Here is a 24,590-nt window from a genome sequence, read left to right on the forward strand (position 1 = left end):
TTTGCATCCAAATATTCAAATCAATCATTATGAAAATAACCGGATTCATCACATTCTCAATGCTTGCAGCTATGTTGGGAACCACGACATCATTCGCACAGCAACTGCCCAACGCGGGATTCGAAGGCGAATGGGTCGACTGTCAGCCGTTTACAAGTGCGACCTCTGATCCAATAACCATCGGACAGAACCCGGAATCATGGTGTATCTCACACGTCACCGGCCTTAGCGGACTCGGAAAAAAAGAACTCGGAAGTAAATCCGAAGGATATAATTCGACAACCGCAGTAGCACTTCTAAGCAACCAAACCGGTGCTTTTGGTATCTACCGCAACGTGCCTGCCTATGTCACCCTTGGAACGAGCTGGAACACCTCCCAAGGCATGGGCACAAATACCGACGGCGGCTCGTTTGGAGGAATAGACTTCACTTATACCCCCGATGGCCTGCAGTTCTACTATAAGCGCACTTCAACAGAACCATCAACCGTGCTCGCTTATTCATGGACAGGCACCTGTACCCAGGCTGACGTGCCCGCTGAAATCTCCTTCGGCGCGCCAAAAACGATTACCATGACCGACCGCGACCGCTGCATCATAGACTACACGCTCGAAGGATGCCAGGGTGGTGATGTGACCAAATCCGATGATGCAGCACTCGTGTCGCTCATCAATACGGCAATTACGGAAGATGCAGCTGACTGGACCGAATTCTATCACGAATTCGAATACAAAGCCGATGCAAAGCCGTCGAAATTCAATATCGTCATAGCTTCCGGCGACTACTTCTCGCAGAACGTTGCAAAAGACAATAGCCTTATCATCGATGATGTGAAGCTCGTCTACTATTCACGTCTGAAATCATTCTCTGTCAACGGCACTCCCGTCACACTCGAGGATGGGAAATATGATTACACCGTTGAGTCTGAAATTCCCGATGGCGCGATGCTTGAAGCCGTGGCGCTCGGAAAGTCAGCGACAGTCAAGTCAGCTTACGATGCCGCATCAAAGAAAGTCACCGTCACCGTAAGCAATGTCGATGCCGACCGCGACGGCAAGTCGGAACATGTCTACACATTCACATTCGGCAACGCTGCCGGCGATGAAAACAAATCTTACTCAGGATTCCTCACAATCGACATGAACGGAACGAGCCTGACCCCGGAGCCGCAAGCCGCCACCATACAGATCATACCGACCGGAGAGAACACATGCAGCTTCCTGCTCCCGAATTTCACCCTCGAAGGATTGGGATCACTTGGTGACATCAAGATCAACACCGTCACCACCACGACCGATGCCAACGGAACCACCACGTATAACGGCGAAGAGAAAGATTTACAGCTCATGCTGATGGAAATACAGCCGATTCTGGCCGACGTCAACCTCGACGGTACAATCGACGCACAAGGCAACATCGACATGAACATCCATGTAATCTGGAAGGACGGAGAAAACGGCATCCCCATCGAGGTGAAGTTCTTCACCAAATCGACCTCGTCCATCGACAACGTGGCTGCCGACAATGAATCACCTGCCGAATACTACACCATCGGAGGCATCCGCGTAAACAACCCCGTTGCCGGCAACATATACATCGTCCGCCGTGGCAACACCGTCACAAAAGAACTACTGAAATAAGATAATTTTTGAACACGTTTTTAGCGGGGCTGTCTCATAATATTTGACATGGGCAGCCCCGTTTTTCCACCAAAGCACCGGTTCAGACATCACCATTCTATACCTTGTTGGCCGTTCTGTCCCCCGTTTTACAACGATGCTATTCAAAAAAAGCATATTTTTATAAAAATATTTGCTAAAGCCGAGTAAAGTCCCTATCTTTGCACTCGCATTTACGCCCACCGGGTGTATGATGGCCCATTCGTCTATCGGTTAGGACGCAAGATTTTCATTCTTGAAAGAGGAGTTCGATTCTCCTATGGGCTACCAATCAAAACAAAACAAACATAAAGATTAAGCTTTTTAAATAATGGCAAATCATAAATCATCTATTAAGCGTATCCGCCAGACCCAGTCGCGTCGTCTCCACAACCGCTACTACGCCAAGACCGCCCGTACAGCCGTTCGTCGCGTTCGTGCGATGAAGGATCAGGCCGAGGCAGAAGCAGCCTATCGCAAAGTAAGCGGCCTGCTCGACCGTCTGGCCATGAAGGGAACCATCTCTAAGAACAAGGCTTCGAACCTTAAGAGCAAACTCGCCCTTCACATCAACAAGCTGGCTGCTCAGGCATAACAGCCACCTTAATAGAGGATACCGGCTGCGCTGACAGCCACCGTTATCCGGCCCATTCGTCTATCGGTTAGGACGCAAGATTTTCATTCTTGAAAGAGGAGTTCGATTCTCCTATGGGCTACTCTCAACTTTGATTTGTAAATGGCTCGGTGTCACATTCGACACCGAGCCATTTTTATATGCCATCATACATCAGACCGGAAAAAATGACATGATAATGAAACACACAGCACAAGGGGCATTCAAGAGGTTGTTTAAAAATAAGACGAGAATACAACCTTTAATGCGACGAAAGCGTTAGATTGACATGACGTAACCATCTAACATAACGAATTATGAAAAAAGATTGCAAGCATACCCCCGACACCAAGAATCAGACACCGGGCGTACAAACCGATTTCTACAGCGATGCCACCCAAGGCGCAGTCAAGCAGGAAGTGAAATCGCTAAACAGCCTCGGAGCACAGGAAAACCAGGCAGCCGGACCTGACACTATCATCAAGTGACAGGAAGGGAAGAGCAGCAACCGTCGTCATGCCCTACCCCGTCAAAACGGATAAAGACTCAACATGCTTGACGTCGTAGAATTCGAATCTGTTTTTAAAGACTTTTTAGGCAGACACACCGATGTCTGCCTTTGTCATATCGGCGGAAAACGCTATCTTTGCTCACTGAAATCATTGATAATCATACATACAATCATGGCTCAACAAGAAGATCAGTTTAAAAAGATAGTATCACATGCCAAGGAATATGGCTTCGTGTTCCCATCGAGCGAGATATACGACGGTCTGTCAGCGGTTTACGATTATGGGCAGAACGGCGTGGAGATGAAAAACAACATCAAGCGCTACTGGTGGGACGCTATGACGCTGCTCCACGAGAACATCGTAGGCATCGATTCGGCAATCTTCATGCACCCAACAATCTGGAAAGCATCCGGACATGTGGACGCATTCAACGACCCTCTGATTGACAATAAGGACTCCAAGAAGCGCTATCGTGCCGACGTGCTCATCGAGGAGCAGATAGCCAAATATGACGACAAAATCGAGAAAGAGGTAGCAAAGGCAGCCAAGCGTTTCGGCGACAGCTTCGACGCAGCACTCTTCCGTGACACAAATCCGCGAGTGCTTGAGCACAAGGCCAAACGAGACGCCCTCCATGAGCGTTTCGCCAAGGCCATGAACGACAACGACCTCGACGGACTGCGACAGATAATCCTCGACGAAGAGATTGTCGATCCCATTTCCGGCACCAAGAACTGGACGGAGGTGCGACAGTTCAACCTCATGTTCCGCACCGAAATGGGTTCTACTGCCGACGGCGCCATGACAGTGTACCTGCGTCCGGAGACAGCACAAGGTATCTTCGTCAACTATCTCAACGTGCAAAAGACCGGCCGCATGCGCATACCATTCGGAATAGCCCAGATAGGCAAGGCATTCCGCAACGAGATTGTGGCCCGTCAGTTCATATTCCGCATGCGCGAGTTCGAGCAGATGGAGATGCAGTTCTTCGTTCGCCCCGGACAGGAACTGGAATGGTTCAAGAGCTGGAAGGAGACACGCCTGAAATGGCACAAGGCCCTCGGTCTCGGCGACCACAAATACCGCTACCACGACCACGAGAAGCTTGCCCACTACGCCAACGCCGCCACCGACATCGAGTTTGAGATGCCATTCGGATTCAAGGAGGTAGAGGGTATCCACTCGCGCACCAATTTCGACCTCTCGCAGCACGAGAAATTCTCCGGCAAGAAGATACAATACTTCGACCCCGAGCTTAACGAGAGCTACACCCCCTACGTGATCGAGACCTCGATCGGCGTCGACCGCATGTTCCTATCCGTGCTATGCTCGAGCTATGAGGAGCAGGAACTCGAAGGTGGCGACAAGCGCGTAGTGCTCCATCTCCCGCCGGCCCTTGCTCCCGTGAAGTGCGCCGTAATGCCTCTCGTGAAAAAAGACGGACTACCCGAAAAGGCCCGCGAGATCGTCAACGACCTGAAATTCGACTTCCCCACCCACTACGAGGAGAAAGACTCTATCGGCAAGCGCTACCGCCGTCAGGATGCCATCGGCACACCGTTCTGCGTCACCGTCGACCATCAGACCCTTGAGGACAACACCGTCACCCTGCGCGAGCGCGACTCCATGGAGCAGACGCGCGTGAAGGTGGAGGATCTCCACCGTCTAATCCACGACACCGTAAGCATCAACTCGCTGCTGCGCAAGCTCGGATAATTCCGGGCCTGCGCGCAAGCGTGCCACAATTCCAACCTCTTACATATTTTCACACCATCATGACAATCAAACGACGCATCATAACCATCGCCACAGGCATGGCGTGCATGGCAGGACTTAGCTCTTGCAACTACAACTCCCTCGTGGAGAAACAGCAGACCGTCGACCAGCAATGGGCCGAGGTAGAGAACCAGTACCAGCGCCGCAGCGACCTCATACCCAATCTTGTGGCCACCGTCAAAGGCTACGCCGCACATGAGGAAAAGACCTTTACCGAGGTGACACAGGCACGCGCCAACGCCACGGCAATCAACATCGACGCCAACGACCTCACAGAGGAGAATCTCGCACGCTTCACCGAAGCACAGAACAAACTCACAGGCGCCCTCAAATCGCTTCTCGCTGTCAGCGAGGCATATCCCGACCTGAAGGCCAACGAGAACTTCCGCGACCTGCAAGTGCAGCTCGAAGGCACCGAAAACCGCATAACAGTGGCTCGCGGACGCTATACCGAGGCTGTGAAGGATTTCAACACTTCGATAAAGAAGTTCCCCACCACAATCTACGCCGGATGGTTCGGATTCACTCCCAAGCCCCAGTTCCGGGCAAGTGAGGGAGCACAGACCGCGCCTACGGTTGAATTCTGAAACCCGAAAAAAATAATGAACAGATCCTCCATATTACTCGCCGGCATAGCGGTCGTGGCATCAGCACTGGCCTCATGCCATGGCGACGATTCCAATTGGGACACCTACCGCGAATGGCGCGAGGCAAACAACAGCTGGCTTGAAGAGCAGACAAAACGCACGGAAGAAGGCTCAACCGACCTATACTTCACACGCGTGGTGCCCCCCTACGACCAGGGCAGCTACGTGCTGATGCATTGGTTTAACGACCGCGCACAGACGGCAGGCAACCTCAAACCATACTCCACCTCCACCGTCGCAGTAAAATATATCGGCCGGTTCTATAACGGCACGGCATTTGACTCAAGCTACCTTCAGCCCGACTCGATATTCAAGACCAAAGTCAGCGCAGTCGTGCCCGGATGGCAGATCGCCTTGCAGAACATGCATGTCGGCGACTCGTGCGAGGTGGTGATACCCTACCAGTCGGCCTACGGTGCAGATGGCTATGGTAGCATGGCTCCCTACTCCAATCTCGTATTCCACATGAAGCTTAAGGATATCCCCGCCTGGGAGATACCTTGATTCGCGCACTCCTCCATTCCAGCATCCTCATGGAAAACTATATCGTATCGGCACGCAAATACCGCCCGTCGACATTTGCGAGCGTGGTAGGGCAGAAGGCGCTCACCGCCACTCTGCGCAACTCCATCAGCAAGAACAGGCTGGCCCACGCCTACCTGTTCTGCGGATCGCGCGGAGTAGGCAAGACCTCTTGTGCCCGCATTTTCGCCAAGACAATCAACTGCCGCCACCGCAACGCCGAAGGCGAGGCCTGCAACGAATGCGACTCTTGCCGTGAGTTCAACAAAGGCGCGTCGCTCAACATCGTCGAACTCGATGCCGCGTCCAACAACGGCATCGACGACATGAAGAACATCATCGACCAGGTGCAGGTACCACCCGTCAATGCCGATTACCGCGTGTTTATCATCGATGAGGTGCACATGCTCTCCAACGCGGCCTTCAACGCATTTCTAAAGACCCTGGAGGAACCGCCATCCTACGTAGTGTTCATCCTCGCCACCACGGAGAAGCACAAGGTGCTCCCAACAATACTCTCGCGATGCCAGATCTATGATTTCAACAGGATTACCATACAGGATATGGTCGACCACCTGTCATATGTGGCATCACAGGAGGGCATAACCGCCGAACCCGCCGCTCTCAACGTAATAGCGCGCAAGGCCGACGGAGCAATGCGCGACGCCCTTTCGATATTCGACCAGGTGGCGGCTTCGTCGATGGGCAACGTGACCTACGAGGCTACAATCGACAACCTCAACATCCTCGACTACGAATACTACAACCGCCTCATAGATGCATTCCTCACAGGAAATGTAGTGGAATCACTGCTCATCTACAAGGAAATCCGCGACAAGGGTTTCGACTCCTTGTTTTTCATCAACGGACTCGCACAGCATCTGCGCGACCTGATGGTGGCGCGCGACCCCAGGACTGCCGGACTCATCGAGGCAAGCGATCAGGCCCGTGCATCGCTTACCGAGACTGCGGCAAAATGCCAGCCGGCATTCCTCTACAACGCAATGGCGCTATGCAACAAGGCTGACCTCGACTACCGCACGGCATCCAACAAGCAGCTTCTGGTGGAACTCACGCTGATAAAGCTGTGCCAATCGTGCAGCCCCTCCCCGCATGACAACGGCGCCGGTGAGGGGCAGCTACGTCCGATAAAGCCCGTGGAAAGTTCGGCGAGGCCATCGGAAAAAGCGCCGTACACACCCGCCACCCCCCCGGTGGCATCAGACCAACAAGCCGCTTACGGACAGCAACGTCCTCACGCACAACAGCCCACCGCTACTGTGGCCGACATCCCGACGACAGGCACTGCGCATCCCTCCAAGGTTCCGGCACAGGGTCCGACACATTTGTCGCCCATGGCGTCATCGCGCCCGACCGCGCCAATCCATCATGCCAAAGTACCACCGATAGGAGGCATTCCGGGATTTTCAATCACAAATCCGAAGGCAAACAAGAAAGATGCCACGACCACCGCATCGGCACATGAGACCGTGCAGCAACGGACCGAGAAGTTCACCGATGAGGAGTTTGCCGAAGCATGGCAGGAAATCATAGACGCCCATCCCACGGAGCAGCTTCTCACCAACGCCATGCGCAACGCCCGACCACGCCGATGCGCGGAAAATGCCTTCGTGGCCACCGTAGAGAGCGAGGCCATCGAGGGGAGCATCATGTCGAATCTCGGGATGCTTCTCGGAGAACTGCGCAACAGGCTCAAGAACGACATGATCCAGCTCTCGATAGAGCTAAACAAGGGGCAGGCCACAGCCACATCGCTTACGGATGCAGAGTTCTATTCGGTGCTGCGCAAGAAATGCCCCTACCTCAACACCATGATCCAGGACATGCACATCACCCTGATGTAAACATAATACCGGTCAGACGGGTCATACTGTCTGACCCGTCTGACCGACCCATCCTGTACACCGATAGTCCATGCGGCCTTATACCGTAGCGAGCCTGTAGCCGCGCAGGAATTCGTCGGCCTGCATACGTCGCTTGCCCGCAGGCTGAAGCTCAAGGATTTCAATCCAGCAGTCGGCAGTAGCCACATAAAGTGCATTGCCGTCCACTCGTACCGCCCCCGGAACAATCCCCTCGCCGACAGGTTTATCTGTGAGCCGCGTGCGGAACACCTTGACGTTTATCTCTTCGCCCCCATCCTCTCTCGGCAACAATGTCCATGCCGCAGGGTATGGCGACAGTCCGCGCACATGGTTATGAACGTCGCGTGACTGACGGTTCCAGTCGATGCGGCACGTCTCCTTGAAAATCTTCGGAGCCGGTGTAGGCTCCCCTTCAAGCGCGTCCTGGGGCATTGCCGTAAGGTTTCCGGCAATGATACGATCCACGGTAGATATGGTAAGATCGGCGCCGAGCATCATTAGGCGGTCATGCACATCGCCCACACATTCGTCCGGTCCTATAGCAATACTTTTGCGGTCGATCACGTCACCGGTGTCTATCTCATGTTTAAGGAAGAACGTGGTGACCCCGGTTGTGTTCTCTCCGTTAATAACGGCCCAATTGATCGGGGCGGCGCCGCGATAGCGCGGAAGCAGCGAGGCATGAAGGTTGAATGTGCCGAGACGCGGCATCGTCCACACCACCTCCGGAAGCATGCGGAAAGCTATCACCACAAACAGGTCGGCATCAAGCGAACGCAGCTCATCGACAAACTCAGGCGACTTTAGTTTCACAGGCTGCATAAGTCTCAACCCATGTTCCATGGCATACTGCTTCACCGGCGACTGAAGCATCTTGTGGCCGCGTCCTGCCGGCTTGTCGGGCATAGTCACCACTCCTACCACATTGTAACCGCCTTCCACAAGGCGCTTCAGGCTCTCTACGGCAAAATCAGGGGTGCCGAGAAATACTATTCTAAGATCTTTCTTCTCCATCTTAATCATTTTTGGGAACGCAAAGAGCATTCATCCGAATCCGTGCATATGTACTGAAAAGGGCGCATACCGCGTCGGAATGACGAGGAATGCGCCCGAATGGGGTTTAATCAGCTGTGGAAAGCTCAGGCTTTTACAGTCGGATCAATGTTGATGAAACGACGACCGTTCTTTCCCTCAGAGAATACTACCACGCCGTCAACGAGAGCATAGATTGTGTGATCCTTGCCCATGCCTACGTTAAGACCGGGATGATGCACAGTGCCACGCTGACGCTTGATGATATTGCCTGCCTTAGCGTGCTGACCGCCAAAAATCTTAACACCGAGTCGTTTGCTTTCCGACTCGCGGCCGTTCTTCGAACTACCTACACCTTTCTTATGTGCCATTTTCTTTTAAGATTTAGGGGTTAAGCGATTTCTTTGATTACCACTTTGGTGAAGCACTGGCGATGGCCGTTTTTACGGCGATAGCCCTTACGGCGCTTCTTCTTGAACACGATGACCTTGTCACCCTTCACGAGGGGAACCGCCACTTCGCATACTACCTTCACTCCTTCAACGGTAGGAGCACCGACTTTAACGTCACCGTCGGCATCCACGAGAAGAACACGGTCGAACTCTACGGTCTCGCCCTCTTTCTTGTCGTCACCGAGATAGTGAACATACAGGAACTTTCCGGCCTCAGCCTTGAACTGCTGTCCCTGGATTTCTACAATTGCGTACATTTAAACTATTAATGTATTGATGGTTAACTCCGCCAGGCGAGGCTTTCATGCCTTCTTTCCTAAGCCCGTACGGAAAAATTGCGCACAAAGTTACTGTTTTTTCACGTCATAACCCAAAAATCACACGGATTTTTTCGTAGAACTTTTCGTTTTAAAGCATTGGCATCGCGACACCATGACACGGCAGGATGTCATTTGACGCGTCCCGGATTGCGGGCGATGAATTCCTTCCATGACTTCGGGCCACGGGCTATGGCGGGTTTCTTAGATTCGTAGAAGTGGCACAACGCCGCTGCGAGCGCATCGGTGGCATCAAGCTCGGGCAACAGGCTCTCGCGTGGTATGTCGAGCATACGTCGCAGCATCTCCTGCACCTGCTCCTTCGAGGCCGCCCCGTTGCCGGTAATCGACAATTTGATCGATCGCGGCTCATACTCCGTGATGCACACGTCACGACTGATCGCCGCAGCCATAGCCACTCCCTGCGCGCGTCCAAGCTTTAGCATCGACTGCACGTTCTTGCCGAAGAACGGGGCTTCTATCGCCATCTCGTCGGGAAGATACTGCTCGATGATGCCCGTCACACGATTGAATATATGTCCGAGGCGCATATAATGGCTATCGAACCTGCTGAGCTTAATAACCCCCATGGCTATCATCGACGGCTTTCCTCGACGCACACCGAGAATGCCGTAGCCCATAACGTTGGTGCCCGGATCGATACCTATTATTATATGCTCCCACTCCCGTAGCGCCTCGTTGCGCGCCGATGCGGAGAGGGGACGCGCAACGTCAGCCACGCTCCACCTCCTCCATCACCGTGGTAAAGTGGAGCACACGATGCGCCCAACGACTTGCGGCCTCCTGAAGAAGTCCGGGCTGTAGCTTGTCGAGCCAATCGGATGCCTCACGAGGGCCGTCGCACTGTATCTGCAACGCATAAGTCGTGCCGGGCGAATCTTCCCTGCTGGAGCACACACGCATGAGAAGCGGATGCCGATAGCCGGCAGACGAAGCAGTGGCTATATACACGCCATGCGCCCATGCCGTCCACTCATCCTCAAGTCCGGTATCGACATGGAAAGTGGTATTGACAAGTACCATGCTACGGATCTCAAAGATTGCTCATCACACCGCTGAATATCATCAGCCCGCTGTAGAGCAATCCGACCACCAGACCGCAGATTGCGGCAATCAAGGTCCATTTCTTGGCACTTGCCGATGCCTGGTAGGCCTGCTCGTAATTGCCGGATGTCCACAAGCCGTTGACAGAAGCTGCCTTAACGATAGCAACAATACCGAAAGGCACACAGCATAGGATGGTGACAATGATGGCCCATACCAGATAATTTTCAGGCGGCACGAGTGGCTGCTGATAAGGCTGCTGAGGCTGGTATTGCTGCTGATAAGGCGACTGCTGAGATGTCTGCTGCTGATATTCGGGAGCAGGCTGTACGGCACGCGGGGCCGGAGGAGGACATACGCCACCCTGCGCCGGGACTGCCGGAGCTGATGGCACATCCACGTCGGACTTAGGCCCGTAAAGAGCCATACGCACCTCTTCTACAGACTCAGCCGTAGCCCAGTCGGCCATACCTTCGGCCCACACCAGATCGGTAGGACGCAAGCCGCGGGCCACAAGTTCGCTTAACTCAAAAGGCCCTACAGGAGACTCGTTTTCAATAATGTAATATTTCATATTCTTAAAGATTGATTCATTTATAATTTGGTTGAAGCAACGGCTGCTCACATGCCGGCAATCTTCTTTTCCAGCCTGCGGCGACGAAAGAAACGACCCATAAAACCGACATGACGCCACAAAGTAGGAAAGAAACCGTAATAATAGCTCATGATACGGAATCTCTCACGAAGCGATGCCCTGCGGTTGCGCGTGGTCATACCCTCGGAAAGATAGTCAATCATGATCTCGTCGTCAGGAAGCGCCACATTGTCACGCGACCGCTGCAGGCATCTGATGCACCACTCGTAGTCGGCCGAGAAGCGGTAAGCAAGGTTGTACGGTTGCGCGATTTTGCGCAACACCACGAAAGCCTGATGACATACCACCATACCATCGGCGAAACTCTGAAGCGTCAGAGTCTCCGGCGCCGTGAGATGGCGCGGAGCCAAATAGCGGCGTTCCGCATCGACGATACAGGTTTGTCCGTAGACTATGCCGGGAAAGTCGTTGTCTGTGATCAGACGGGCAAGATGGTCGAGGGTCGACGGAGAATGGAACGCATCGCCGGCGTTCAGAAATATAAGGTATTGTCCTCTGGCGAGATCCATGGCCTTGTTCATGGCATCATATATCCCCTTATCCGGCGACGAATATATCCTCGCGTTTGGTATGCCCGCATCAATGGCAATCTTAAGGGTGCGGTCGGTCGATACACCGTCCATCACTATATATTCATACATGTCACACGTCTGCTCTTTCACGCTTGCCAAAGTGGCGGGAAGAGTGTCGGCGGCATTATAGGCGACGGTGATTATGGTAAACAGAGGAGCCATCATGTGAGCTTTGTAGATTCTGCAAATGTAGGTAAAAAAGATTACTTTACAAAAAAAAGCGCTACCTTTGCCATATACAAAATCAATATATATAATTCATATACGGAAACCTATGAAACGTTGCCTGATCATACTTATAGCAATGTTGGCATTCTTGACCGTAGACGTAACGGCACAGATTGTCAATCCGGTCCATTGGTCCGTTTCGTTTAAAATGACCGACGATATCAATGGAGAAATAATAATGACAGCATCGATCGACGAAGGCTGGCACATGTACTCACTCGAAGTGGATCCGGATGTCGGCCCTCAGCCACTTGAGATTGAGTGGCCGGCGCTCACCGGAGTCGAACTTCAGGGACGTCCCGTGGCCGACAAGGCGCCTCACAAGGAGTATGACGAGATGTTCGGTGCCAATCTCAGCTGGTGGACCGGCGGAGTCACCGTCAAGCAGGCATTCAAGGCCGTCAAGAACAAATTCACCATCGACGGACTGATACGTTATTCGGCATGCAACAACGACAACTGTATCCCTCCCGCCAAAGAACCGTTCACCCTCTCCGAGACCGCCAGCATTCCGACCGCAGTTGCCGAAGAGCCGGCTGAATCCCTCCCCTCCGACACCACCGTGGCCGTCGCTGCCGTTCCTGCAAAGGAAGAGAGTACCCCGTCCGACCTCTGGGCACCGGTAACACCGTCCGGCGATACCGCCACAGACACCTCCTCCACATCGCTATGGTACATCTTCATAGCATGCTTCGCAGGAGGTTTCCTCGCGCTCCTCACACCCTGCGTGTGGCCCATGATACCCATGACCGTCAGCTTCTTCCTCAAGAAAGGCAAGAACCGCGCCCGCGCCGTGGCCGACGCCATTACCTACGGCCTGTCGATAATCATCATATACGTGGCTCTCGGTATCCTCGTGACGGCCATATGGGGTCCTGCCAAACTCAACGAGCTTGCCACGAGCGCCGTATGCAACATCATATTCTTCGTGCTGCTCGTGGTGTTCGCCATAAGCTTCTTCGGTGCGTTCGACATCAAGCTACCCTCACGCTGGGCCAACAAGATGGATGCCACCGCCGACAAGACCACCGGTCTGTTGAGCATCTTCTTCATGGCATTTACCCTTACCCTGGTGAGCTTCTCATGCACCGGACCAATCATAGGCACACTGCTCGTAGAGGCCGCCAGCACCGGCGACAAGTTCGGCCCGGCTATAGGCATGGCGGGATTCGCACTCGCGCTCGCCATACCGTTCTGTCTATTCGCCATGTTCCCCTCGTGGCTTCAGAGCGCACCAAAATCAGGCAGCTGGATGAACACCGTAAAGGTCGTGCTCGGGTTTCTCGAACTGGCGCTGTCGCTGAAGTTCCTGTCGGTGGCCGATCTCGCCTATGGCTGGCATATCCTCGACCGCGAGACATTCCTGGCGCTATGGATCGCCATATTCGGATTGCTCGGCGCCTACCTGCTCGGAGCGTTCAACTTCGCCCATTACGGTCCTGCCGACCGCTCGATAGGCACTGTGCGGTTCTTCCTCGCACTCGCATCGCTGTCGTTCACGGTGTATCTCATCCCGGGACTGTGGGGAGCGCCACTAAAGAGCGCAAGCGCGTTCGTGCCACCGCTCTACACCCAGGATTTCAATCTCTACGGTGAGAGTTTCAAGGAATACTCCGACTACGACGAAGGAATGGCCGTAGCCCGCGAGGAGAACAAGCCGGTGCTGCTTGACTTCTCCGGATACGGATGCGTGAACTGCCGCAAGATGGAAGGGGCCGTGCTCGACGAGCCGGATGTAAAGGCGATGATCGAGAAGAATTTCGTGGTAATCAAGCTGATGGTTGACGAGAAGCGTGCACTTCCTCAACCAATATACGTCGAAGAAAACGGGAAACAGATACGTCTCGACACCTCCGGCGAACGCTGGAGCTACCTGCAGCGCTACAAGTTCCAGGCAAACGCCCAGCCCTACTATGTGGTTCTCAACGACCGTGGCGAACTGCTGTCGGGACCCTATTCCTACGACGAAAGCATCCCGCGCTTCACGGCATTCCTCGAAAAAGGTATCAAAGCCTTCTCAGAATAACTTCGGTAGTAGAAAGACCGTATGTCTCACATAAAGATCGGGCAAAACCCACGGAGAGCATACCTTTCCGCAACAAAAAATATGCCACCTTGCATTCGCATGATGGCATATTTTTTGGTTATGGACTATGAAAATCCTGTCATTTACCGCCGACAAGCTTCCAGAAAGAGCCGGGCACGGGGGTCTCGAAGTTCATGTCGCGGCGTGTGGCCGGATGGACGAACCGGAGAGTGCGTGCATGCAGGGCGAGGCGGTGGATAATAGTCGACTTCGCCCCGTAGCGCCTGTCGCCGGCGATAGGATGGCCGAGTTCCTTCATGTGCACACGTATCTGGTTCTTGCGCCCGGTTTCGAGCGACACCTCTACCATAGTATGCCCCATAGCACGCTTTATCACACGATAGCGCGTGACAGCCAGTTTTCCTTCTTCCGGGTTCTTGGTCGTGTAGACCTCATGCTGCGAGTTCTCGGCAAGATAGCTGCGGATCTCACCCTCGTCGTCATCGACATACCCTTCGACCACGCACACATATTTACGGGAAATGACCATATTGTTCCAATTATGCTGCATGGTCTCTTTGGCCTTCTCGTTCTTGGCCAACATCATCAGGCCCGAGGTATCACGGTCAAGGCGATGCACGATGAAGAGCTTGTTGGAAGGATTCTCCCATTTCACCCAGTCACGCATGATGGTATAGGCCGTGCCGTCGGTCACCTTGTCGTTGCCCATCGACAGCAGCCCGTAGCCCTTCTCTATAACCATGATGTCGGAATCCTCGTAGACAAGCTTGACCCTACGGTTGCTGAACACCTTGAATTCACGCGTCAGATTCACGCTCACCGTATCGGCGGGAGTGACAGGAGTGTTATGGAGAGTCACCGGCATGCCGTTGACAGCTACCCGGTTGTATTTCAACAGCTCCTTTACTGTAGTGCGCTTGCGTTCAGGCATCGATGCGAAAAGGAAGTCAAGAAGCGTAGTGTCGGACGCAGGTGTATAGTTCTCGATCACATCGGGCTTGAACGGTGCCTTCTGCGCGCCGGGACGATTGGTGGTGACTGGTGATTTGCGTGGCATATTTCTATATCATTTTTTGCGTGAGGACGCACGGCGTACCGTCGTCTTTTTAGGCTTGGCATCCTGCTCCTCGGCCATCTTCAGCAACTCGTCGCGCGTCAGGTTCTCGGGATGCTCAAGGCCGCGAGGGAGCTTATAGTTGTTCTTGTTGTAGGTGAAATACACACCATAGCGTCCGTTAAGTATCTGCATGTCGCCATCACCCTCGAAGGTCTTTATCACCTTCTTGCTCTCGCTCTCACGCTTGGCGATAATCAGCTCCTCCGCTTCAGGAAGAGTGATCGCCGCGGGGGCAAGCTCCTTTGGTATCGACACGAATTTTCCGTCGTGACGCACATATGGGCCGAAACGGCCTATGGCCACAGTGACAGTCTTTCCTTCAAACTCTCCGAGAGCGCGCGGGAACTCAAACAGCTTGAGCGCCTCTTCGAGTGTGAGCGTGCTCATCGATTGCCCTTTCAACAATGATGCGAACTGGGGCTTGTCGGGGTCATCCTCGGCGCCACCGATCTGCACCAACGGACCGAAACGCCCTATCTTCACGCTCACAGGCTTGCCGGAGGCAGGATCCGTGCCGAGCAGACGCTCACCAACACGGTGCTCCAGACGCATGTTACTCGCCTGCTCAACGTCGGGATGGAACACGCTGTAGAAATCCTCAATCTCGCTGTTCCATTTAAGGTTGCCCTCAGCTATATCGTCGAACTTCTCCTCCATCCTTGCGGTGAAATCATAGTCCAGAATCGAGGGGAAATATTTTATCAGGAACTCGTTGACCACCATTCCTATGTCGGTAGGCACAAGCTTGCCCTTCTCAGAGCCGGTGGTCTCCGTGCGCGTGCTTCGTGTAATCTTGCCGGAGGCGTCGAGCGTAATCACCTCGTAGCTGCGCTCCACACCCTCCTTTTCGCCCTTCTCCACATATTCGCGAGCCTGAATGGTGGATATGGTAGGGGCATACGTCGAAGGACGCCCTATGCCGAGCTCCTCCATCTTCTTCACCAGCGAAGCCTCGGTATAGCGCGGAGGATGCTGCGTGAATCGCTCCGTAGCGACTATCGAATCCATCGTCACGGCATCGCCGCTCTTCATCGCGGGAAGAAGCGAAGCGCTGTCGTCGTCGGCATTGTCATCGTCGCGGCTCTCGATATACACACGGAGGAAACCGTCGAACCTCACCACTTCGCCGGTGGCGGTAAAGCGCTCGTCGCATGTCGAAGGGGTTATCTCTACTGTAGTGCGGTCAATAAGCGCGTCGGCCATCTGCGAGGCCAGCGTGCGCTTCCAGATCAGCGCATACAGTCTTTTTTCCTGCGATGTACCATCGATTTCGGCCACGTGCACGTCGGTGGGGCGTATAGCCTCGTGAGCCTCCTGCGCCCCCTTGGAATGGGTGTGGTAGTGGCGCACCTGAAGGTACTCCGGGCCGAGACGTCGCGACACCTCGTCGGATATGGCATTCACGGCCAAAGAAGATAGATTTAGCGAATCGGTACGCATATAAGTAATGTGTCCAGCCTCGTAAAGCTTCTGGGCCACCATCATGGTCTGCGACACGGTCATGCCGAGCTTGCGTGCGGCTTCCTGCTGAAGTGTCGAGGTGGTAAACGGCGGTGCCGGCGATTTCGTCACCGGCTTGGTGATGACATCGGTTATGGTGAACCGGGCGGCACGGCATTTTTCGAGCAAAGCTTCCGCGCTCTTCATGTCGGAGAGACGGCGGTCGAGCTGCGCGGCAAGCGTGCCCCCACCCGAAGTGGTGAAGTCTCCGTTGACGCGATAATAAGGTTCTGCATGGAACGCTTTGATCTCAAGCTCGCGCTCCACTATCAGCCTTACCGCCACCGACTGTACGCGCCCGGCCGAGAGCGCCGGCTTGATTTTCCTCCACAGCACAGGCGACAACTCGAACCCTACGATACGGTCGAGCACACGACGCGCCTGTTGCGCATCGACACGGTTAAGGTCAATGGCACGCGGATGGCGTATAGCCTCCTCGATGGCTTTCTTGGTGATTTCGTGGAACACTATGCGACGCGTGGTGGCCGGATCAAGCCCGAGCACCTCGCAAAGATGCCACGCGATAGCCTCACCCTCGCGGTCCTCATCAGACGCAAGCCATACCGTGTCAGCATTCCTGACAGCCTTGCGGAGATCGTCGACAAGCGATTTCTTGTCGTCAGGTATTTCATAGACAGGGGCAAAGCCATTGTCGATGTCTATACCGAACTTCTTCTTGTTGAGGTCGCGTATGTGACCATATGACGACATCACCTTGTAGTCGTTACCAAGAAACTTCTCTATTGTCTTGGCCTTCGCCGGCGACTCGACTATTACTAAATTCTTAGGCATTTTCGCGTTTGTGGATGGAAATTTTTGGCAAAATTAGAAAAAAGTGTTAATAGATTGCCTATAAAAATACCCAAATTTTTCCGGACACCCGTCATACCGTGACGACTGATGGCGCTGTAAGGCGTTATTACTATGGCAAATCAATCCATATGGATAAACACGACCTATGCATGAAAGTTCGCGTCAGCGCGCGACTCCTATGCCCGGACGCTCGTAGCGGAAATACAACCACGCCAGCAGAACCACTCCTACAGCCACCAGAGGGAGACCTGCCACGGCTGGAGCCATATAGCTGCAGGTGGTGCGTATGATCACGCCTCCGAACCATGCAGCCACGGCATTGCCTACATTGTAGGCGATCTGTATGCACGCCGCTCCGAGCATCTCACCGCCGCGGGCATATCCCACGATATCGCTCTGCAACGGACTGCCCGAGCCGAAAAGCGCTGCCGTGCCGAGCACCATCAGCAATACAGCGGCAATCTTATGATGACCGAGGAAGAAGAAGAGCAGGAGCACCGGTATGGCCGACGCCTGCACCCACGCCGCCACGGCCGCAGGCTTGAACCGGTCGCTGAGACGCCCCGCGATAAGATTGCCGGCAAACATGCCGAACCCTGCGACCGCCATCAGCCACGACATGGAGTCGCGTGAGAATCCGGCCACGAAAGTCAGCTGCGGATCAATGAAGCTATACCATGAATATATGCCTATCTGTCCCAGAAGCACACCGCCGAACACAAGCCACGGCGGAAGGGTGCGTAAAAACCGGAATTGCCCTTTGAACCCCATATCCTCAAGGCCGGGCACCTGCGGCACCCAGTATCTGATAGCCACGAACGTGGCGGCACCGCTCAAGCCGACTATCACGTATGCCACACGCCATGAGGCCATGTTCGATATCAGTGTGCCCAAAGGGACGCCTGCGAGCGTAGCCACCGTCATTCCTCCTATCATCATAGCCACGGCACTCCCGGCCTTCGACGGCGAAGCGAGCCTGCGGGCCACTATGGCACCCACGCCGAAATACGCACCGTGGGGAAGCCCGGAAATGAAACGTGCCGCGCAGAAGCTCCAGAACTCTGGAGCAAACGCAGCAAGCATGTTGCCTACCGTAATCACACCGGCAAGTATGAGCATGAGCCTCTTCAACGCCATCCTGCGGGCGAACAGAAGCGCCGGAGCGCCGACACACACGCCTGCCGCATAGGCTGAGATGAACGCGCCTGCACGCGATATTCCCACCCCCATGTCAGCGGCAAGCGTACCCAGGATTCCCATAGTCAGAAATTCGGTGATTCCGAGGGCAAACGTGCCCATCGCCAAAGCAAACAATCCTCGCTTATTCATAGGTAAAGCATTTTGAAAAACGGCTGCAAAGTTACATATTATCCTCATTTTACAGACAAAGAATAGCATGCCGGCAAAAAAATTCGTAATTTTGCATCACTGAAACAATACACAGACACTTCAACGTGAACGATAACATACACATACAGTCATCGACACCGATCCGCGAGCTTCCCGAGCCTACCCTCAGACGCCTGCCATGGTATCTGGCCTACGTAGGAATGCTGAAAGAACGCGGAGTGGAATACGTGTCATCCACGCAGATTTCCAAGGAGATCAATGTCGATGCGTCGATGATTGCCAAGGACCTCTCTTTCCTCAACATTCGAGGAAAGACCCGCATCGGCTACGAGGTCTCGGTATTGGATCATGAACTTCAGGACTTTCTCGGGTTCAAAAGAGGACATAATGCCGTCATGATAGGTGTCGGCAGCCTCGGCGCGTCCCTGATAAGCGACTCCGGCCTGGTCAACTACGGCCTGCGCATAGTGGCCGGATTCGACATAAACCCGGAAGTCGTCGATACATCCATCTGCGATGTACCCATCTACGACATGAAGCATTTCAGCAAGCTTATACCATCGCTCAACGCCGAGATAGGAATCATAGCCGTGCCTATCCACGTGGCGCAACAGGTGAGCGACACGCTGGTCGAAGCCGGGATAAAGGCGTTGTGGAACTTCACCCCCTTCCGCATCACCGCTCCGGAAGGGATCGTCATCACCAACACGTCGATCTACGCGCATCTTGCCGTCATGTACAATCGCCTCGGACTTCAAAGCACCCTGCGGAAATGAAAGCGATGGTAGGCATGCGGCGCCCTGATGTACCATTCGGGCCTGAGACTCCGGTAACGGTAGTTCCGGATTCTGCGATTCTGCGCACAGGGCGTCCATGGTTCATTCCTCCGTTCGCCACACGGTGGACCCTTGAGACTGTGCTCGCTCTTAGAATATCGCGGCTGGGGCACTGCATCGGCGCAAAATTCGCCCACCGCTATTTCGATGCCGTGACGCTCGGCGTGATGCCTCGCCCATATCCACATGACCCGTCCAACGGCATGCTCGATGCATTCGACGGCGCCTTGATCATAGGTGACTGGATGCCACTCACCGACGATGGCACCATTGTCGCCTTTACTCCAACGGGCACAATGGATCTTGGCCCACAGATTGAAGGCGCACGCGACATGATAGCCCACCTCAGCTCATTCGCCACTATGAAAACCGGCGACGTGGTGGGGATATGCACGTTCCTTCCGGTCGCCGACCCATCCATCGACCTACGATGGGAAGGTGGCATAAACGGCAAAAGACTCCTCTCGTTCAACGTCAAGTAATATATATATCCACATTACCCTCCTCTCCCTACTTAAAAAGCCATTTATACCGGAATTTCTCATGAAACACGACATACCACTGCTTGCCGCCATAAGCCTTCTTGCCGCCGGAGAGGCCCAGGCCCATGAATACTCCTATTATGCCGCACAATCAGCACTATCCTCTGGCAGATGGGTGAAGATAGAAGTATCCGAGACCGGCATACAGCAAGTAGATGCCGCCACATTGCGGTCACTTGGATTTGAACATCCTGAAAAAGTAGCCGTCTACGGTTATGGAGGCGCATTGTTGCTCGACGACAAGTTCTCTACAGCACTCCCCGACGACCTGCCGAGACAGACCTCCATATTCGCCGAAGGCAAACTGATGTTCTACGGGCAGGCTGCTGAAAATATCACCGTATCCGGCAAAACACTGACTCCCGCCCACAATCCATACTCGTTTAATGGGTATTATTTCCTCACTCAGTCCGCCGAGGAGACCCGTGCCCCGGAACCGATAGCATATATCCCATCGGCAAACGGAGTCGAGACACATACCGCCGCATATGCCGTCAACCGCGACGTCCAGAGCTATGATTACCTCGGTGAACGATGGTTCGACACAATGCTCGAAAGCCACAAGGGCACATCCTACAGCTTCCCTATAGCAGATGCAGTCAAGTCCGGATTCATGCGTCTTAGCTACGCATGGGCGTCGGAAGAAAACGCGTCAATCACGATAAACCTCCCCTCTCAGGCTTCCGCATCCAATACGACAGGGATATCAATATCCAAACCTTCGACGCTCGTGCGCCGCACCGGATATGCCGACATTACGCTCGGAGATGACATGACTGCCGACAGCCTGTCCGTGGACATACGCCTCGACAACCCGAGATCAGACAGAGGATTCGCGGCAATGGACTACGCGGCGCTTATTTTCCAACGTGACAACACACTCGGGGGCGATGCCCAGCGCCGCATGTATGTCACCACATCCGCGAAAGAAAACATCCGGTTCCACGATATCCCATCGAACGCAATAGCCTGGGACGTGACTTCCCCCGTGAATGTAAGGCAATATGAAATCATATCAGAAGAAATCACGCCTGCCGCTTCCGGGACGGCCACAATCATACTCTTTGACCCCAAGGCCACGCAACACGTGCCGCAAGTGACCGATGACGCGATGAGAACGCAGAACCTGCACGCCGCCACCACACCCCACATGCTTATCGTCACCATCGGCCAACTGCGTGAACAGGCCGAACAGCTCGCGGAAATACACCGCAGGGAGCAAGGAATAGAAGTACTTGTGGCCGATGCCGAGGAGGTTTACAATGAATTCTCCTCAGGAGCATTCTCGGCCATGGGAATAAGGCGATTCGTCAAGATGCTATACGACCGCGACCCCCAAAAGCTGCGTTCGCTGCTGCTCTACGGCACCGGATCCTACGACATGCGCCATATCACACACTCGATGCCGATCCTTCCGGTAAGGGAATGCTCACAGGACGCCTACATGTTCAGCCCGTCGCAGTCATATTGCGCCGACAGCTATTTCGCGATGCTTGACGACAACTACAATCCAAACACCATCTGGCATCAATATCCCCGGATAGCGGTAGGACGCCTCCCCATACACACACCCGAACAGGCACTGCTCGTCAACGACAAGATAAACCGTTTCATCACCACCCCCTACTGGCAGCGCGCGGCCAACACCTCCATTTTCATCGCCGACAACGTGGACGAAGGCCAGTACCATGAGGCCCTCGACCAGGTAGCCGGAGAAATAGGGAAACGCTCGGGGGCTACGACACTGAAGGACTACATCGACTTTTTCCCCGACGATTATAAAAATTCGACTTCCCCTCAGCTCAACCGCGCCGTAAGCGCACATATACATGAGGGAGCGGGATTCCTGCACTACATGGGCCACTCCGACTACGACGGGTTCGTGTCCGGTGGATATGGCATCACTTCCAACGAGGCACGCAGATACACCAACCGCAGCTTGCCTATATTCATCCTCAGCACCTGCAATGTCGGCCATTTCGACGGGCCGAAATCCACGCTTGGGGTATCGTCGGTGCTTGCACCGAATGCCGCAATAGCAGCAATAGCGTATGCCCGTGAATCATGGGCCAAAGGCAATGAAAACTCACATGCAATAATCGGACGTCACCTATCCTCAGCAAAGAATGGAATGACCTTAGGAGAATTGTGGCTGAATATACGAACGGAATGCGTGAAATACCATATGAACAGTACCCGCTATTCCATCAATGACCTCAACAGAAATCTCCTCGGCGATCCAGAACTGCCGCTCCGGTTCCCGGAATATAACGCCACGCTCTCACTCCCTGGAAGCACGTCAACAGAACTGATTCCATTGTCTCCCCTGAAAATAAGCGGCACCGTATGCGACATCGAAGGCAATACCTTGTCGGACTTCGACGGGAAGGCTCATATCCGTGCTTTACTTGAAGAGATGCCGATGACCACACGTGGCATTCGCGATTCGGAGGCCAAGGGGATGACTTACATGTGCGGTTCTGTTCCTGTAGGCACTGTGACAGCCGACATAACAGATGGGAAATACGAAGCCTCAATAGTGCTGCCCGACGGAATCGGCAACAACAAAATGAGATTGGTGATTTATGCCGAGAGTACCGACCTGACACGCACCGCCGTAGGGGAACTTGCCGGCCTTACTTTCGTTTCTTCGTCAGACGCCATTGATACGCCCGACACCTCGGCCCCCGAAATCACCGATTTCTTTGTAGGGTCGCCGCAGAACGTAGCCACTACGAAAAACGATATGCTCAAAGCCGTCATCGCGGCAGACCCGTCAGGCATAGCGCTTGGAGCGTCACCCCTCGAAACAGCGCTAAACCTGTCAATCGACGGAGCATCCATTGACAATGCGACGATGCATTGCATGACCCGTACCGACGGCTCGGTGACATTGACCGCGCCAATAGGCTCTTTGCACGACGGGCGTCATTACGCCACACTCAGCGTCAGCGACAACGCCGGAAACCGTAGCCAACGCTCCATATCGTTTGAGGTAGTCGCAGCTGATGTGTCTGCCACTCTACTATGCCTTACCGAGACGGCACGCGATAAAGCCAAGTTCATTTGGGAACACACCTACCTGTCGACCGAACCGGAAATGAATATCATAATAACAGACCGACGAGGGCATACGGTGGCCAACTCGACAATCGACAGCGCCGACGGATCGTGGGAATGGGACCTGCGCGACAAGAACGGCGACCCTGTAGCCAACGGAACATACTCAGCCTCCATCCTCGCTACCGACTCATTCCGCTACACGTCATCATCTCCGGTCACATTCACTGTGCTACGCTGACAAAGCTGCCATCATTATAATAAGCCGAAGGCGCGCCGGAATTCATGTAGAAGTATTCTACAACCATGAATATCAGAATGTTGAGTGGTAAAAGGTAAAAATGCTGTAATTGTACTTCACAATCCTAAAATTTCGTTCCCTCGGCTAATATATGGTGTTTCAAGGCATTATATCCATGTTACTTAGATAATACCCATGTCATCTGCGTTGAAGATTTTACATATAAGTCCACAATATTTGATGCAGCAAGATAAGCTATTTCCATTGCAAAAAATAGGTGGGACGAACGGTGACAGCAACCATGTATTCACAGAAAAATCGGGTCGAGGGATTCCCCTTTGCAAGGATGTTATTGTCGGGCAGAAGCGCAACGATTGTCTGACAATAACACATCTTGCACAAGGATATTGAAAGACCAACCTACAAGATTAATTTGATTTTTAATGATTAAAATAGTAACTTTGACACACCTAATCTCTCCTTTGGTAGACTTAAACTAATTCTCATGTCCCAATACTGCAGGACTATCTGTAGGGGTTTAGAATGATAAGATTGATGACAAGCAGGCTATACAAAAGCATTTTAGAAAATGCAAGCAGGAATATCTGCCATATCTCCGGCAGAACTTTGGATATTGTAGACGTAAAAAAGCCATCTACAATAGAATATGCAGTACAACTGTCAAAGGTTATATCCAAGCTTTCACCCTTAATAGGGAATATGATAGAGTTTTCTACAGTTGATTTATTAAATCAAGAGAGTATCAACACTCTTGGGAAATGGGTTAGACAAGACCCCGGTTTCCCCGATGCTCTCTTTAAGAGCGCTATTGTCTCGCCAAATCCCGGAATAGAAATTAAGGCGTGGTTTCCATTTGCCACCGAGATTACAGCACGTTTTAAAGATAGCGTGAAACTCTTTGAATCCGATCATATTAACGTTGCATTAATTGCTTGGCTTCCTGAATTTGTAATTATATGGGAAACCGAAAGTAATAGATGTACTTGTTGTTAGTGGTAAATCCGTGGCTGAGGCTCGTGATAGGCATTACCACAAACCTCCTAAGTACATCGTAATAGAACCAGAGGACACGACTGCGAGAACTGGAAATCTTCAGCAGACAAACACTAACGGTTATAAACTACAAGA

Annotated in this window: 22 protein-coding genes and 2 tRNA genes; 14 read left to right on the plus strand and 10 right to left on the minus strand. The window is 53.3% G+C overall.

Annotated features, from left to right (window positions below):
- The first annotated feature begins 29 nt into the window (after positions 1-29).
- From QZ303_RS00355 to QZ303_RS00395, 9 genes are all read left to right on the plus strand, one after another.
- A complete protein-coding gene (locus QZ303_RS00355) occupies positions 30-1,640 on the plus strand; it encodes a calycin-like domain-containing protein (protein WP_295727705.1) in 1,611 nt (536 codons plus the stop codon).
- A gap of 234 nt (positions 1,641-1,874) precedes the next feature.
- Positions 1,875-1,949, plus strand: a tRNA-Glu gene (locus QZ303_RS00360).
- 40 nt (positions 1,950-1,989) lie between these two features.
- Complete coding sequence (rpsT, locus tag QZ303_RS00365) at positions 1,990-2,253, plus strand: 30S ribosomal protein S20 (protein WP_295727706.1); 264 nt, start codon at positions 1,990-1,992, stop codon at positions 2,251-2,253.
- 49 nt (positions 2,254-2,302) lie between these two features.
- A tRNA-Glu gene (locus tag QZ303_RS00370) sits at positions 2,303-2,374 on the plus strand.
- 214 nt (positions 2,375-2,588) lie between these two features.
- Positions 2,589-2,759, plus strand: a complete 171-nt coding sequence (locus QZ303_RS00375; RefSeq protein ID WP_295727707.1) for a hypothetical protein — start codon at positions 2,589-2,591, stop codon at positions 2,757-2,759.
- Positions 2,760-2,954: 195 nt separating this feature from the next.
- A complete protein-coding gene (locus QZ303_RS00380; protein WP_295727708.1) occupies positions 2,955-4,499 on the plus strand; it encodes a glycine--tRNA ligase in 1,545 nt (514 codons plus the stop codon).
- Positions 4,500-4,558: 59 nt separating this feature from the next.
- Positions 4,559-5,146: a LemA family protein gene (locus QZ303_RS00385; protein WP_295727710.1), complete on the plus strand. Its 588-nt coding sequence runs from the start codon at positions 4,559-4,561 to the stop codon at positions 5,144-5,146.
- A 15-nt stretch (positions 5,147-5,161) separates the two neighbouring features.
- Positions 5,162-5,710, plus strand: coding sequence for an FKBP-type peptidyl-prolyl cis-trans isomerase (locus QZ303_RS00390; RefSeq protein WP_295727712.1), 549 nt, complete (start codon positions 5,162-5,164; stop codon positions 5,708-5,710).
- A 29-nt stretch (positions 5,711-5,739) separates the two neighbouring features.
- Positions 5,740-7,593, plus strand: coding sequence for a DNA polymerase III subunit gamma/tau (locus tag QZ303_RS00395; RefSeq protein ID WP_295727714.1), 1,854 nt, complete (start codon positions 5,740-5,742; stop codon positions 7,591-7,593).
- 78 nt (positions 7,594-7,671) lie between these two features.
- Here QZ303_RS00395 and fmt read toward each other — a convergent pair whose 3' ends face one another.
- From fmt to QZ303_RS00430, 7 genes are all read right to left on the minus strand, one after another.
- Positions 7,672-8,628 (minus strand): methionyl-tRNA formyltransferase, encoded by a 957-nt coding sequence (gene fmt, locus QZ303_RS00400; RefSeq protein WP_295727717.1) that lies wholly within the window; start codon positions 8,626-8,628, stop codon positions 7,672-7,674.
- A gap of 125 nt (positions 8,629-8,753) precedes the next feature.
- Positions 8,754-9,017 carry a 50S ribosomal protein L27 gene (gene rpmA, locus QZ303_RS00405; protein WP_295727718.1) on the minus strand — a complete coding sequence of 88 codons (264 nt, stop codon included), beginning with the start codon at positions 9,015-9,017 and terminating at the stop codon, positions 8,754-8,756.
- 20 nt (positions 9,018-9,037) lie between these two features.
- Positions 9,038-9,355: a 50S ribosomal protein L21 gene (gene rplU, locus QZ303_RS00410; protein WP_123477474.1), complete on the minus strand. Its 318-nt coding sequence runs from the start codon at positions 9,353-9,355 to the stop codon at positions 9,038-9,040.
- A gap of 191 nt (positions 9,356-9,546) precedes the next feature.
- Positions 9,547-10,155 carry a crossover junction endodeoxyribonuclease RuvC gene (ruvC, locus tag QZ303_RS00415; RefSeq protein WP_295727720.1) on the minus strand — a complete coding sequence of 203 codons (609 nt, stop codon included), beginning with the start codon at positions 10,153-10,155 and terminating at the stop codon, positions 9,547-9,549.
- Positions 10,148-10,459, minus strand: a complete 312-nt coding sequence (locus QZ303_RS00420; RefSeq protein WP_295727721.1) for a DUF4286 family protein — start codon at positions 10,457-10,459, stop codon at positions 10,148-10,150. Before QZ303_RS00420 ends, ruvC begins: the two co-directional genes overlap by 8 nt.
- A 10-nt stretch (positions 10,460-10,469) precedes the next feature.
- Positions 10,470-11,054 carry a CD225/dispanin family protein gene (locus QZ303_RS00425; RefSeq protein WP_295727724.1) on the minus strand — a complete coding sequence of 195 codons (585 nt, stop codon included), beginning with the start codon at positions 11,052-11,054 and terminating at the stop codon, positions 10,470-10,472.
- 47 nt (positions 11,055-11,101) lie between these two features.
- The gene (locus tag QZ303_RS00430; RefSeq protein ID WP_295727726.1) at positions 11,102-11,872 is read right to left on the minus strand and encodes a glycosyltransferase family 2 protein; all 771 of its coding nucleotides are present in this window, start codon (positions 11,870-11,872) and stop codon (positions 11,102-11,104) included.
- 109 nt (positions 11,873-11,981) lie between these two features.
- Here QZ303_RS00430 and QZ303_RS00435 point away from each other — a divergent pair, with 109 nt between their 5' ends.
- A complete protein-coding gene (locus QZ303_RS00435; protein WP_295727728.1) occupies positions 11,982-13,961 on the plus strand; it encodes a protein-disulfide reductase DsbD in 1,980 nt (659 codons plus the stop codon).
- 139 nt (positions 13,962-14,100) lie between these two features.
- Here QZ303_RS00435 and QZ303_RS00440 read toward each other — a convergent pair whose 3' ends face one another.
- From QZ303_RS00440 to QZ303_RS00450, 3 genes are all read right to left on the minus strand, one after another.
- Positions 14,101-15,039: an RluA family pseudouridine synthase gene (locus QZ303_RS00440; RefSeq protein WP_295727731.1), complete on the minus strand. Its 939-nt coding sequence runs from the start codon at positions 15,037-15,039 to the stop codon at positions 14,101-14,103.
- 9 nt (positions 15,040-15,048) lie between these two features.
- Positions 15,049-17,391, minus strand: coding sequence for a type I DNA topoisomerase (topA, locus tag QZ303_RS00445; RefSeq protein ID WP_295727733.1), 2,343 nt, complete (start codon positions 17,389-17,391; stop codon positions 15,049-15,051).
- Between the two features lie 183 nt (positions 17,392-17,574).
- On the minus strand, positions 17,575-18,741 hold the full coding sequence (locus QZ303_RS00450; RefSeq protein ID WP_295727735.1) for an MFS transporter: 1,167 nt from the start codon (positions 18,739-18,741) through the stop codon (positions 17,575-17,577).
- A 125-nt stretch (positions 18,742-18,866) separates the two neighbouring features.
- Here QZ303_RS00450 and QZ303_RS00455 point away from each other — a divergent pair, with 125 nt between their 5' ends.
- From QZ303_RS00455 to QZ303_RS00470, 4 genes are all read left to right on the plus strand, one after another.
- Complete coding sequence (locus QZ303_RS00455; RefSeq protein ID WP_295727737.1) at positions 18,867-19,538, plus strand: redox-sensing transcriptional repressor Rex; 672 nt, start codon at positions 18,867-18,869, stop codon at positions 19,536-19,538.
- Positions 19,535-20,080, plus strand: a complete 546-nt coding sequence (locus QZ303_RS00460) for a hypothetical protein (protein ID WP_295727738.1) — start codon at positions 19,535-19,537, stop codon at positions 20,078-20,080. Before QZ303_RS00455 ends, QZ303_RS00460 begins: the two co-directional genes overlap by 4 nt.
- A gap of 61 nt (positions 20,081-20,141) precedes the next feature.
- Complete coding sequence (gene porU / locus QZ303_RS00465) at positions 20,142-23,441, plus strand: type IX secretion system sortase PorU (RefSeq protein ID WP_295727740.1); 3,300 nt, start codon at positions 20,142-20,144, stop codon at positions 23,439-23,441.
- Positions 23,442-23,996: 555 nt separating this feature from the next.
- On the plus strand, positions 23,997-24,455 hold the full coding sequence (locus QZ303_RS00470) for a hypothetical protein (RefSeq protein WP_295727742.1): 459 nt from the start codon (positions 23,997-23,999) through the stop codon (positions 24,453-24,455).
- Positions 24,456-24,590 lie beyond the last annotated feature (135 nt).

The sequence above is a fragment of the uncultured Muribaculum sp. genome (assembly GCF_910583865.1).
Taxonomy (GTDB): Bacteria; Bacteroidota; Bacteroidia; order Bacteroidales; family Muribaculaceae; genus Muribaculum.